Source organism: Sphaerothrix gracilis Ecp01 (assembly GCF_030405905.1).
In the GTDB taxonomy this organism is placed as follows: Bacteria; Cyanobacteriota; Cyanobacteriia; order Phormidesmidales; family Phormidesmidaceae; genus Sphaerothrix; species Sphaerothrix gracilis.
Genome location: NZ_JASATW010000009.1, coordinates 194317 through 207487, shown reverse-complemented (window position 1 = coordinate 207487; position 13171 = coordinate 194317). Strand labels below are relative to the sequence as shown.

General features: G+C 45.8%; 10 protein-coding genes. 5 read left to right on the top strand and 5 right to left on the bottom strand.

What is annotated here, in order from left to right:
* The 3 genes from QJQ48_RS12220 to QJQ48_RS12210 form a co-directional block, all read left to right on the top strand.
* Positions 1–739: tetratricopeptide repeat protein (locus tag QJQ48_RS12220; RefSeq protein ID WP_346291511.1), on the top strand; the 739-nt coding region annotated here is incomplete at its 5' end.
* Between the two features lie 407 nt (positions 740–1146).
* Complete coding sequence (locus QJQ48_RS12215) at positions 1147–1584, top strand: Uma2 family endonuclease (RefSeq protein WP_346291510.1); 438 nt, start codon at positions 1147–1149, stop codon at positions 1582–1584.
* A gap of 91 nt (positions 1585–1675) precedes the next feature.
* Positions 1676–6031, top strand: coding sequence for an NACHT and WD40 repeat domain-containing protein (locus tag QJQ48_RS12210; protein ID WP_346291509.1), 4356 nt, complete (start codon positions 1676–1678; stop codon positions 6029–6031).
* A gap of 563 nt (positions 6032–6594) precedes the next feature.
* Here QJQ48_RS12210 and QJQ48_RS12205 read toward each other — a convergent pair.
* Positions 6595–7143 (bottom strand): hypothetical protein, encoded by a 549-nt coding sequence (locus QJQ48_RS12205; RefSeq protein WP_346291508.1) that lies wholly within the window; start codon positions 7141–7143, stop codon positions 6595–6597.
* 178 nt (positions 7144–7321) lie between these two features.
* Here QJQ48_RS12205 and QJQ48_RS12200 point away from each other — a divergent pair, with 178 nt between their 5' ends.
* Positions 7322–7747, top strand: coding sequence for a hypothetical protein (locus QJQ48_RS12200; protein ID WP_346291507.1), 426 nt, complete (start codon positions 7322–7324; stop codon positions 7745–7747).
* Positions 7748–7759: 12 nt separating this feature from the next.
* Here QJQ48_RS12200 and QJQ48_RS12195 read toward each other — a convergent pair whose 3' ends face one another.
* The 4 genes from QJQ48_RS12195 to QJQ48_RS12180 form a co-directional block, all read right to left on the bottom strand.
* Positions 7760–9217 (bottom strand): ATP-binding protein, encoded by a 1458-nt coding sequence (locus tag QJQ48_RS12195; protein WP_346291506.1) that lies wholly within the window; start codon positions 9215–9217, stop codon positions 7760–7762.
* 8 nt (positions 9218–9225) lie between these two features.
* The gene (locus tag QJQ48_RS12190) at positions 9226–9783 is read right to left on the bottom strand and encodes a heme NO-binding domain-containing protein (protein WP_346291505.1); all 558 of its coding nucleotides are present in this window, start codon (positions 9781–9783) and stop codon (positions 9226–9228) included.
* Positions 9784–9933: 150 nt separating this feature from the next.
* Positions 9934–10662, bottom strand: coding sequence for an iron-containing redox enzyme family protein (locus QJQ48_RS12185; RefSeq protein WP_346291504.1), 729 nt, complete (start codon positions 10660–10662; stop codon positions 9934–9936).
* The gene (locus QJQ48_RS12180) at positions 10659–11423 is read right to left on the bottom strand and encodes a class I SAM-dependent methyltransferase (RefSeq protein ID WP_346291503.1); all 765 of its coding nucleotides are present in this window, start codon (positions 11421–11423) and stop codon (positions 10659–10661) included. The genes QJQ48_RS12185 and QJQ48_RS12180 overlap by 4 nt, the downstream gene beginning before the upstream one ends.
* 671 nt (positions 11424–12094) lie before the next feature.
* Between QJQ48_RS12180 and QJQ48_RS12175 the strand changes: the two genes are divergently transcribed.
* Positions 12095–13114: a hypothetical protein gene (locus QJQ48_RS12175; protein WP_346291502.1), complete on the top strand. Its 1020-nt coding sequence runs from the start codon at positions 12095–12097 to the stop codon at positions 13112–13114.
* Positions 13115–13171: the final 57 nt, after the last annotated feature.

Below are 13171 nucleotides of genomic sequence, written 5' to 3'. Positions count from 1 at the left end.
AGCCCTGGCGATTTGGCGCGAGCAGTCGGGGAGTCGCCACCCTGGTGCCGCCAGCAGCCTCAACAACCTGGCCCTGCTGTATCGTGAGCAGGGGCGCTATGGGGAAGCCGAACCCCTTTATCAAGAAGCCCTGGCGATTCTGCGCGAGCGGCTGGGGAGTCGCCACCCTGATGTCGCCAGCAGCCTTAACAGCCTGGCCGGACTGTATCGTGAGCAGGGTCGTTATGGGGAAGCCGAACCCCTTTATCAAGAAGCCCTGGCGATTCGCCGTGAGCAGTTGGGGGAGCGCCATCCCGCTGTCGCCAGCAGCCTCAACAACCTGGCAGCGCTGTATGAAGCCCAGGGTCACTATGGGGAAGCCGAATCCGTCTATCAAGAAGCCTTAGCAATTCTCGAACAACAACTAGGACCTAACCATCCTAATATTACTGCAAGCCTGAACAGCCTTGCTAGGCTATATCAAAGCTCAGGAAGAACTGACGACGCTATATCTCTATACAGAAGATCTCTAGATATCGTTCGTTTGATTGGCAACCGCGCTGGAGAAATGCATGTCCTCGGGAGTTTAGGTGACGTGTATGCGGCCCTCGAACAATACGAACGTGCTGTCTCTCTATATGAACAGCAGCTTGTCATCAGCCGCGAAATTGGTGATCAGGAGGTTGAACAAGAGGCTTTGAACAACTTGGAAAACATTGCTAATACACCAAATGACTCAGATACTTTTATTGAAGAATAAAAGTATCTGATACAGCGTTTCTTGCTTTCGTGAGGTACAAACCAAGGGCTGAAACGCTTTTGCTTCTGGGGATTAGGTGTACCTTACCAATCTCGGAAATGCTGTATCTACTCATTTTTTACACTGTAACGTTTTTCTTTTTTCATAAATTCGATTTAGGTTTCGCTTACTTACTCTCAGCTTCGCAAGTAAACCAGTTGCCAAAGAACTCTGAAGACAAAGGATAAAACTTCACAACCCTGAAAATAAAAACGGTTGCACACTACCATCCGGCAAAATCTCTAAAAGCCACTCATTACCCCGATGCTCCGTTTTACCCAACACATCCTGCGGATCATGACCATTCATTCTCAGTCAGAGCATTAAACTAGAATCAAGTTCACAGGCTCGATCTCGAGCATCAAGCTATGACTTTATCAACCTCTCAGATGCAAACCGATACCTGGGTAAAAGCGACCTGGGATGAGTTTGCAGCGGCTATGGATGACCCGCAGTACGAGAAAAGTCGCGGCTACTTTGACAATGGCACCATGAGAATTGAGATGGCCCCGCTCGGTCGAGGACATGCGCGACAAAACACACTAATTTCTCAAGTCATCAGTCTTTATGGGATGCTTCGTAACCTTCGGGTTGTCGGTTTAATGAATTGCAGCATTTACAAACCTGGAGAGCGAAGTTGCCAGCCTGACATGGCTTTCTACACTGGCGCAGAGTTCCAGATTCCGCCTCAGGATAATGCACCGATTGATGTGAATGTATTTGGGCCACCGACCTTAGCAGTTGAGATTAGCGGCAGCACCTTTAAGGATGACTTGGGTGCAAAGCGGCTACTGTATGAACGGTGAAGTATCCACTGCTTTATTGAGCACTTCGTAAACTTTCGAGCGTTTTTGAGCAAGTTGGTTTTCACTAGAGAAAAGTGTCGGGAGAACGCCTGTGTTTGGTCTGGATAACCTGATTGATATGCTCTTCGAGACCGCGATGGAGAGCATCAACCGCAATGAGCGCGTCATTCAGTTGCTCAAACGGCTCAACCTTAATCCAGATCATCCGCCCGCCGACTTCACCGGCGTCTATCAATATGCCCTGGTGGAATATGGTGTAGGCAAATCGCGTCCAGTAATAGAAATCTTTCGCCAGACCAAGATTCAAGAACTCTTTCGAGAAGCCCTGGAGCGCAACACGCCCACTATTTTACTGAAGAACGGTGAAGACTTTCTTGCCGATCATCCCCTTCAAGCAGATTTGCAAGCCCACAACGTCGATATCCGGCGAGAGTTCTACGCCTTTGCTGCCGTCTTTATCGAAGTGGCCAAACGCACCCGCACTCCGGCTGAGATCTTAGCCGAGCAAAAGCTGGAATCTCTACATCGGCAAATTGGCAGCCTGCAAGAGCGGCTGAATCGTCTGCCTACCATTGAAGGAATGCGGACCGAAATGGCCCGGTTGGCGGCTCAGGACTATCCCGCTTTACCCAGAGTCGCGATCGCCCCCGCAACCTTCAGCGCTGAACAGTGCAAAGCCTTTGCGTTGGCCCAACAGATGCGCGGCTGGTTCGAGACTTTGGGCTTTCGCTTCGAGTCCCATGAAGTCTGGCAGGACGACTATTTTGAATGGATCGTCAACATCCCGGTGCGGCGCGGGCGGTACGATCGCATCCTGGTGCGCGGCATTGATGGAGAGGCCGGACTGCCGGATGTGCAGGACTTACGGCAGGCGGTAGCAACTCACCGCACTGATGAAGGGTGGCTAGTCACGGCACGACGGATTAGTCGAGCCGCCCGAGACGAGGTTGAAAAACCAGAAAATGACGCACTGGGCTGTTTCACCTTTGATGAACTGCTGGATCAGGATGCTGACTTTAGTGGCTATCTCACCTGGCTGGAATCTGAGATTGAGCAGCTAGGGATTGACCAAAAATATGTGCCCCTGGCTTGCCTGAAGGAAGAAATTGACCCGGATACTCGCCAGCGGATTGGGGTGAGTCGATACGATGACCGGGACGGCTGGATTGACGGCTACATCGACCTCTGGCTCGATGATCCGGCCAAAGAGCATATCTCGGTGCTGGGCGAGTTCGGCACGGGGAAAACCTGGTTTGCCTTCCACTATGCCTGGAAAGCATTGCAGCGCTATCGTGACGCTCAGCGCAGAGGACTGGAGCGACCTCGTCTACCGCTAGTGGTGCCGCTGCGAGACTATGCCAAAGCAGTCAGTGTGGAATCGCTGTTTTCGGAGTTCTTCTTCCGCAAGCACGAGATTCCCATTCCGGGCTATTCGGCCTTTGAACAGCTCAACCGCATGGGCAAGCTGCTGCTGATCTTTGATGGGTTTGATGAAATGGCGGCTCGTGTCGATCGCCAGCAAATGATCAACAACTTCTGGGAGTTGGCGAAGGTAGTGGTGCCGGGAGCAAAGGTCATCCTCACCTGTCGTACCGAGCATTTCCCAGAAGCGAAGGAAGGGCGAGCCCTCTTGAATGCAGAACTGCAAGCGTCTACTAAGGACTTAACGGGAGAAACGCCTCAGTTTGAAGTGCTGGAGCTGGAGAAGTTCAACGATGAGCAGATTCGCCAGGTGCTTTCTCACCAAGCTCAACCCGCCACGGTGGAGCAAATCATGGGCAATCCGGAACTACTGGATTTGGCTCGTCGCCCGGTGCTGACAGAGCTGATTCTAGAAGCGCTGCCGGATATTGAGGCGGGCAAGCCGGTGGATATGTCGCGGGTGTATCTCTATGCCGTGCGCCACAAGATGGAGCGAGATATCAAAGCCGAGCGCACGTTTACCTCAATGGCGGACAAGCTCTATTTCATGTGTGAGCTGTCGTGGGAAATGCTCAGCACGGATCGCATGAGCATCAACTACCGCGAGTTTCCAGACCGCATTCGCAAGCTGTTTGGGCCTGCGGTTGAAGAGGAGAAGGATCTCGACCATTGGCATTACGACATGATGGGGCAGACAATGCTCATTCGTAATGCTGAAGGCGACTACACTCCAGCGCATCGCTCGCTGCTAGAGTTCTTCGTGGCTTATAAGTTTGCAAGAGAACTCAAAATTTTATCCAAAGACTTCTCAGAATTGACTGACTCGCTCAATTTCTCAGACAACTTTGACTTATCTTCGACCTTCGGCCTTTCACCACTTCCAAAGGCCATTCTAGACCTCATATTGCCCATGCTAAACACAAAAACATCCAGTACAAAGCTACTTGAAATAATCTTGCAGACCAAACATAAATCAAAGTTTGAAGTGAGATATGTGGGTGGAAATGCTTTAACTATCTTACTAAGGATAAATCCGTACTTCATTGAAAATCTTGACTTAAGTAAAACAGTTATTGCTGGTTCCGATTGGTCTAATATTTCCTTACGCAATGTTGATGTATCTGAGTCAGATCTTTCAGAAGTAATCTTTTCTGCTCTATTAGGAACTAGTTTGTCAGTTAAATTTAGTCCTGATAGTCGTTATTTCGTTAACGGTGAAGCTAATGGCATCGTTCGCCTATGGGCCATGTCTGACGATAGCCAAATCATCATACAGACTCAACATACCGATTGGGTAAGCGCAGTAGACTTTAGTCCTGATGGGAAACTACTAATAACGGCGAGTCATGACCGCACACTAAAGCTTTGGAATATTGAAACAGGCGAACTGTTAAGGAGCTTCTTTGGGCATACTGGACAAGTCAGAGCAGTTGCATTCACTCTTGATGGGAAAAAAATTATCAGTGGTAGTGATGATTTAACCATACGAGTTTGGGATGCTGAAAATGGTTTATGCCTTCATTGTTTAGAGGGTCATAAAGGCTGGATTCGCTCTGTAATACCTACTCCTGACGGATTGTCAGTTGCTAGTAGTAGCAATGACAAGACTGTCAGATTTTGGAGTCTTGAAACGGGTGAATGTTTCAAACACTTCCTTGCACACACAGACTGGATTAGCTCAATTGACGTTACGCCCGATAATCAGTTTTTAATTAGTGCAAGCGATGATCACTCTATCCGGATTTGGGATATTCATTCGGGAGAACGCATAAAAGTTTTACAAGGACATCAAACGTATGTCAACGCTGTCAAAGTCTCATCAGACAGCAAAAAAATTATAAGTGGTGACGATGATGGAATTCTAAAGATTTGGGACATTGAATCTAGCAGATGTGTGGAAACGCTTCAGAAGCATACAAGCAAAATCAGAGATTTAGACATTAGTAAAGATAATACGTATTTTATTAGCGCTGGTAGCACAGATTTAAGATTATGGAATTTCCTAACTGGAGATTGTATAAAAACTTGCCGAGGTTCTAGCCATTGGGTGAACTCAGTTGCAGTAAGCAGTGATGGAAAACACGTAGTTTTAGGTGGAGAAGACTTAAAGCTTCGAGTCTGGTCCCCATACGATTCAGGAGGAAAACTTGATAAATATCTTCAAGGACACTCGAGATGGATAAGCTCTGTTGTGATAAATCCTAAAAGGCAAATTGCTGCTAGTGGCAGTGGCGATCATACGATTAAGCTTTGGAATATACGCGATGGTAATTGTCTCACAACTTTCAAAAAGCATGAAGGTAATATTCATGCTTTAGCTGCTGATAATAGCGGTTCTCTACTCGCGAGTGCGAGTAGAGACAATACTATAGCTTTATGGAATTTTGACCCTGCTACCTCTGAGAAACCAGTCAAATTGCTCTTAGGTCACAGAGACTGGGTGAATTCGGTGAGCTTTAATCCAGATTCTTTGACTCTGATTAGTGGAAGTAGCGATAAAAATATTAAGTTATGGGACATAGAAAGTGGAAACTGTATTAAGTCACTTTCCGGCCATGAAGATTGTATTTGGACTGTGGCTTTTTCTCCCTCTGGTGATTTATTTGCGAGCGGGAGCGATGACTGCAATATAAAAATTTGGGATTCAACTCATCTAAAATGTATTAAGACATTGAGATATCACAAAAGTCGAGTAAATTCGGTTACGTTTAACTCAAATGGTGAATTTTTAGCAACTGCTGGACTTGATGGGGTGATAAACCTTTGGAATCCATATACAGGACAGCACTTAAGAAGTTTAGAAGGACATGCAAATCGTGTTCAGTCCATCGTATTTAATCAAATTAATAATCATTTAATAAGCTGTAGCTATGACGAAACGGTTCGTATTTGGGATATCGAAAATGGAAAGTGTATAAAAACTCTCAGTAATCGTCCTTATGCAGGAACAAATATTAGTGGTGCCAAAGGATTAGATCCTAAACAAATAGAAAGGCTAAAAGTTCTCGGAGCAGTTGAAAAATAATTAGAGTTGTCGGGAAAAAATGCTCTTTAGTGACTCTAGCCAGAGAATAGCTGAAACGACCATTTCTCCTTCTTATGGAAAATTATTCCTTCGCGCAAAAATAGGAGTATGGACGAAAATCAGCCAGCTATTTATTCTCCAGCGGCTTTGACTAAAGAGAGATAAGCTCCAAAATCGTTGAAGCTCCTTCTCAGCAAGGTTTTCAATATTTTTCAGTGAAAATCCCCAAATCTCCCATGTGTCAGAGCTTTTGGCGAGTTCTACAAATATTTTTCAACAGGTTTATTGTACAAGACTAACCTACGTTCCGCAGGTTGCTTTTTATTTTCAGATATGCATCAGATTTCAGGTCGCTGGAGTCATTAAAATCTCGTTAGTCATGCTTCACAATCCGAGGCTGGTCTAAGTTGCGAAATATTAAGGCCGTGGTTTAACAAAAAATATGGCTTGAACCTAGAATGCTTGCTCAATAAGAGCTCCAAGAGTTGGTAGCAGACACGCACATCAGAAATATACTGTCAACCTGCGGAATGTCGGGACTAAACGTCTTGTACACCTTTCTGCTAATGCTTAGTTTTTGCTGATTGTGGGATACCTTTTTCTGTGAAAGCCCAAATATCACGTTTACGCTGCGGCCCATAGCTAATGTGAATCGGTCGCTCCGCCCCATAAAAATACAGCGAATCAAACGGCAACCCCTGCGCCACAATCCACTCCACCAACTCATCACTCGGCAAATCCATGATCCTAAAATCACACGCCGCCCCCAACCGCGAGCAGTAGTAATTCCCATTGCGATTTACCTCGTGGGCCATGTGCTGATCCAGATTTGGGCTCACCCGGCCATTCTTCACCCCCGTTACCGGGTCCTTCTTTGCCAACCACCGCTTAAAATCTGTTGAGCAAAACCCATAGGTGAGCTGAAATCGCTCTCGACCAAACGCATCAATCACCGGATCGATGATGTGCTGACACAATGCCGCCAACGCCGGAATCGTCTCCTCCCGGTTCTTCGGGTAGGGATCAATCTGATCAGCATACTTCCGGTAGGTCTGCGTGCAGATGCAAAACTCCTCCAGCGTCAAATACCTGCCTAGAAGTTGCGCTGACATTGGCCACTCCCCTCAACCTACTTTCTGATCCCTTAACCCCTGATATCGCCCTGGCAGCTTCCCTTCGCGTTAGAGCCTTTTCATAATGGCATCGCGCAACTAAGCCAGCAGTTTTCCTTGTCAGAGATAGTTTATGCCAGAATGATAATGCGTAAAGTATCAAATACTGAGTTGAAAGATGGCAGCGTCTAAGGCAGTACAGCGGCTTATTTTGGTCGGTATTGGCATTGTGGTATTTGGCCTGGGCTATGTGGCGGGGCGGCAAGCGATCGCCTGCCCGTCCGTGGCTGATGTGGCTGAGAGTACTAATCCGACCGTACAGCCTGAGATGACACCGACACCAGATAGCCCCCCAGAAGAATTAATTAACCAGGTGCTGCAGACTACGGCTGAAACCGCAGACGTGCCGATTTCGGAGCTAGCGATCGCCCGCTACAGCCGCGAAACCTGGCCGGACGGCTGTTTAGGGTTAGCCAACCCAGATGAGCTGTGTACTCAGGCTTTAGTCGAAGGCTGGCTGTTTGAAGTGACGCGATCGAATGGAGAGAAGACATGGACTTATCGCACAGATCTCAGCGGCGATCGGCTCCGGTTAGCAGAGTAGAGCAGCGACTTTTTACTGTGGCAAAACCATTAACTGTTTTAGTTCTGCACATCTAGAATTTTGTGGTAGCAGTTGAGGCAACTCTATGTAGAAAGTGACGCCTTGTTCAGGCTCTGACTGACACCATAGTTTTCCACTGTGTTTATCAACAATAATCTGGTAGCTGATAGAAAGTCCTAGTCCCGTACCTTTGCCTACAGACTTGGTGGTAAAGAACGGGTCGAATAGCTGCTTTTGATGCGTTTCAGGAATAGCCGGACCGTTATCAGCAATCTTAATAGTGACTGTTCTATTAGGATTTGAAATCGTGGTGATGTGAATCGTGCTTGGATTTTGTCTCTTTTCTTCTGGCGATCGCTGGCTGTCCCACTCTTCTAAAGCGTCGATAGCATTGCTAAGCAAATTCATAAAAACTTGATTGAGCTGACCAGCATAGCACTCCACTTTAGGCAGATCGCCATAGTCTTTAATGACTTTAATAGCTAGGCGACTGCTGTTAGCCTTGAGGCGATGCTTTAAGAGCATTAAAGTGCTATCAATTCCACTATGAATATCAACTACTTTATGCTCTGCTTCATCTAGTCTAGAAAATGTTCTTAAAGAGGTGACAATTTCACAAATTCGCTGTGTGCCTACCTGCATTGAGCTAATAATTTGAGGCAAATCCTCAATCAGAAAATCCAGGTCAATTTCGTTGACAAAATCCTGAATCTCCTGATCTGTTTCCTGACTTTTTTCCTGATATAGATTAATCAATTTTAGTAAGTCGTGGGTATACTCCTTAACGTGATTTAAATTGCCATGAATGAAATTAATTGGATTATTGATCTCGTGAGCAACGCCAGCAACCATCTGCCCTAAGCTAGACATTTTCTCAGTTTGAACTAGCTGCGCCTGGGTTTTTTGTAAGTCTTTGATAGTTTCTTCCAGGCGTCTTGCCTGAGCTTCCGCGATTTTAGCTAAATTGTCTTTAATCAATAAGGCATTGCTGAGCTGCGCTTTTTGCTGAGTTAACTTTTGGGTTAATTCCTTAGTTTCATTCAGTGAATTTTGACTGGCCTGCAGTAAAAATACAAAATCCACGACTGGATCATGAACAGCAAAGTCTTTGAGCTTGACGCCCAAAGGAGACAGACTTTTAGTATCAGTTACCCAGGGCGAGCCTAGAAAAAAGATCAAATCTTGCTCTTCTGAATACATCATCTGTCCTTTCAGCTGCATTTCACTATGCAGCGATTCCACAATGAACAGAGATTTGAGTCGCTTGACTAATACATCAAAGTCAAAGCTGATATTGGCTGGGCGATAGATACGAAAGTGGTGTTCTATTTTGCCATTTACTAATGCTTTGAAGCATAGACGCTGGAGCACATCTCCAGCTTGGATAACTCTCAACTTGCGATCGATCACAAAGTGAAAAGGGAAAGCGATCGCTAGCATCTGAGGCGATAGCGTAACACAATGAGACATCGCTTTTCTCACTTATTTGGCTGATTATACTTAATTAAAAACTCGTCGTGGTCTGAGCTGTCACCTCGATGCTGAGTTTGCTCAATATCCACCTCGGTTTCAAACCGATGACCAAGGCCCTTAACTAAGCCTACAACCATCGGAGCCAGTCCTTCTCGCTCTGAACGATACTCTAACGTGATTTCGTTCTCGTCATGTTCGTGGCTCTCAAAGGACGGCGGTTTGAGCTGGGGAAACGTCACGCCGACGCGAGCATGAAGATTATCCAGATTTTCTAAAAACTCTGGCAAATCATCACCGCTCATATCCATGAGTTCGCCATAGCCCTCTTTTGCCGTATACTGCACCCAAAATTCACCAAAGGCTTGCATAATCTCAGCCGGAGACAATCCCAATACCTCACTACCGGCCTTGACTAAGCGATGAGTAATATCATCAGGATAGCCTTCAAGGCTGAGAAAGGCTTCTTGCTCTATCGCCGCTCTCTGACAAATCTCCTGCCAAATTTCTTCTCCAAACTGCGATTGCACCATATCTGCGATCGCCTTATTGACTAATCCGTACATCTTTATCTCCTAAAAATCAGTTTTTCCGGTAAATTTCAATGGCTTAAACTTTGATCAATCTCAGTCCTCTTTCAGCTCAGCTAAGACAACGCCGGCATTGCCTGAATTAAGCTGAATTCTATTGACTTGAAAAGCAACATTTGAGCGAATTCAAGCGCAAGTCAGCTCTAAAGCAGCTATTTGGTAGCCACTGCTTTCGGTAACTTGCCGTTGAATGCCATCAAAAAAGTTAGCGCGCGCATCCATAGCGGCTAAAATAGCCTTTTTCATTTCTGTAACCTGATCGCGGGTATGAAGGCGCGTCTCAATTAGCTGAGAAAGTTTAGCTGCGTGACTATCATCAACATTGATGTGAACTTCAAAGAAAACCAGTGACTCTTTAGATAGAGACTCAAGACCTTGAATTCCTCGATATAGCTGCGAATATAGAGTATTAACAATGCCTTCAGAGGCAAAGCAAACTGCTCCTAAAGCACTAAGATATCCGTACTGGTTAGCAAAACTCAGGTAGGTTTCAATCATGGCACTTGTTTCTGGTTCTGCGGGAATGGCCTCAAGGACAGTGTCACTAATGCCGAGTGCCCGGGTAAATTGACGAAATAAAGCCGGATGGGCCTGATTCAGGTCACCTCTGCCCATTTCATCAAACAGGTTATCCAAAATAACCCACTGTGCTCTTTCGTCTGCGCACTGTGACAGGATGCTAGCTAAAATACGATTAAATTCTTTGGAGAATTTGTACATTTGGACGGCTAGAATCTGAACTTCCAATAGGGTCAGTCCATCCGCTTGACAGTGTTGTAGAAAAGGGTGATTCCACAACGCATGATTTTGAGCTAGACGACAAAAAGTTTTTGTAGAAGAGATTTGTGTGTTCATCGAGATATGCGAATCGCTAAATGGAGTGGATAGTCAACGAGGGACTGGAAGAAATTCGGATCAAGCTGTAGATGCTCAGGGGTAACTCGCAGTTCTTTGACTAGAGGCATTGTTTTGAAGTCAGCAGTCAGTAAGCTATCGAAATAGGCTTCTAAAGGCTTGTGTACTAGCTGGACGGGTAGCCAAGAACCATCTCGCTTCCAGATACGTCCTGGAAATTGCTGATCAGACTGACTGAAATAACCAGCGCCATCAACTTCAAAATAAAAAGGGTATTCCGCCTGTCGCATGTAGGGAAAAGCTGGATGCGGCACGCTAAATACGAACTGACCCTGGGGTCGAAGTATGCGAAAAACCTCTTTCATACACTGTTTCATTTGCTCAATAGTGAGGTAATTGAACAGAAAAACAGCCAGTACACAGTCAAAAGACTGGTCAGCAATATGGCTCAGGTTTGTAGCACACCTCGACTCGTATTGAATTCCGAGTGGTTCCGCTTGCTCCTGTTGTTGAGCCGCGACAATCATCCTTTCTGATAGGTCAATACCGTATACTTCTCTAGCGCCTCGCTGCTTCAATTCCCGGCTGCAGTAACCCTCACCACAGCCCAAGTCAAGAACGTTGAGACCTAGAACAGGTTCACACAGGTTTAAGACAATCGGACGAGCTGTAAAGTCAGATAGAGAACTCGGGTTGCGACGTACCCAATCACGGGCCGACTGATCGTATAGCGCCTTTGTAGATTGATAGCGATCCGACATAGTAATGCTCCTAATCGACTGCCTCTCGCATATTGTTCCCAGCAGCTGCTTCGGGCTAATAAAGCTTTAGAATCAGTCTTTTTATCATTGTGACAACTGCTGTTTTGATTAGGAATGATCGAAATGGCTGATTTTATTGCCTATTAAACTGAAGGACAAATATGCTTAGTGTTGAAAATACGTAGGCTATAAACAATTTACTAAAGCTCGCTGTTTGTTTTAGTTCGCAAGCCCCTGAAGTAATTTAAGCTGGCTTAAAGATAAAACAATTAGATAGTTGCTTTTTCGCCGTTTTAATTACGTTAAGTCCGAAAAAATTGTTTATTCAGTGACATTACTGATCGTCGGCTAAACCCGGATTTTTGTTTTTATTCAGCTTGTGGTTAAGCAGTCCAAACTAAATAAGGACACGATCCCTGTTTTCTCCTTCAATGATGACAATATTGATGAGTGGAGAAGTTGAGTTTAATTCGTAGAGTTATTTACTCGTTGTCGGGCTGACACTGAATTTTGGCAATCAATCTTTGACCACGAAATATCGTTTTTATTTAAAGAAATATCTAAATTTTTAGACTATTAATGAAGTCTTGAAACTTGATGGAGCTTTTTGCGAGTTTGATTGCGGGTTTAGGAAAGATAGTTTTGATATCCAAAGCTTCCATAAAACGGTTATGTCGCAAAGTTTATTGGCAACTACCCCCGAATCATTTAGCTATGACAGAGCAATGGCATTTTCGGAGCTGGGCGACCAGCTCTTTGACGAACTTGCTGCGCGCATAGGAACGCATCGGGAATATAGGCTGTTATTCGAGCATCGGTTGCAGCCTGATTTATTTGCTCAAATCCGACTGGCAGCGGCTAGCTATATTTCCGCTGTCCTAGAAAGTCCTCATCTTTTGTCTGAGGCAGAAATGATTTCTCAGCTTCTGGAGGCTAGGCAGAAGGGACAGTTGCCCAACTATTTAGGGACTGGATTGCTGATGCCCAAGCGAGAGCATATCCTAGCCTTCAATGCTCTGCAGAGAAGTGTGGGCGATGCCTTTTCTCAACTAGGGGCCAATGATCTGATTGATGCGGTGGACTTGCCGGTTAACTTGCGGATGGTGTTTGGAGAAACCCATCCTGACGTGATGAAAATTCCCTTCACCAGCATGAAACGTCACAGCGATGTCTGGAACGGGGTACATCCAGATGCCACAGTTGTCGTGCTGCCGCTATTTGGGGATATCGATAATATTACGATTGAGGCGGGTGAAATGCCCCGTGAACTAGAGCTACCCTCTATGCGCCTGATGTCTGACTTCAACGAAGGCGCCGATATTCCTATGGTTGTTGCCTATGAAAACGCGAGGCTGCAGCACGGCACTTTGTACTTTAATGATGCTCGCGGTCTGCATCAGACGGTGCGCCGGGTTTCTAGCGGTCTGAGAATTTCCATTGACTTTCGCTTTCGCCGCAAGTTCAATGAAAAATATCGATCAATGATTCCAGCCGAGGCTATGACACCGCCTATCGGTCAAGCACTCGAACAAGACATGAGCGTACCCTATCAGGACTGGCTGAAAGCTGGTAAAGAGACGCTGCTGGTGTTTGATGAAACGATGGCAGCAGCCCGCCAAGCCCGGCAGGCTGGCAATAATGTTCCACTCTATATCCGTAATTATCGAACAGTGAGTTTATTCGAGAGTTAACCTGACTCAAAATCTAAGCGCTGAGTATTTAACCGAGTTTTTGAGGTCAGTAGAGAT

Bases quoted from the DNA above. Each gene is read 5' to 3' on its own strand.
- QJQ48_RS12215 (WP_346291510.1), top strand. From the start codon at position 1,147: ATGACTTTATCAACCTCTCAGATGCAAACCGATACCTGGGTAAAAGCG.
- QJQ48_RS12205 (WP_346291508.1), bottom strand. From the start codon at position 7,143: ATGTCAGCGCAACTTCTAGGCAGGTATTTGACGCTGGAGGAGTTTTGC.
- QJQ48_RS12200 (WP_346291507.1), top strand. From the start codon at position 7,322: ATGGCAGCGTCTAAGGCAGTACAGCGGCTTATTTTGGTCGGTATTGGC.
- QJQ48_RS12195 (WP_346291506.1), bottom strand. From the start codon at position 9,217: ATGTCTCATTGTGTTACGCTATCGCCTCAGATGCTAGCGATCGCTTTC.
- QJQ48_RS12190 (WP_346291505.1), bottom strand. From the start codon at position 9,783: ATGTACGGATTAGTCAATAAGGCGATCGCAGATATGGTGCAATCGCAG.
- QJQ48_RS12185 (WP_346291504.1), bottom strand. From the start codon at position 10,662: ATGAACACACAAATCTCTTCTACAAAAACTTTTTGTCGTCTAGCTCAA.
- QJQ48_RS12180 (WP_346291503.1), bottom strand. From the start codon at position 11,423: ATGTCGGATCGCTATCAATCTACAAAGGCGCTATACGATCAGTCGGCC.
- QJQ48_RS12175 (WP_346291502.1), top strand. From the start codon at position 12,095: ATGTCGCAAAGTTTATTGGCAACTACCCCCGAATCATTTAGCTATGAC.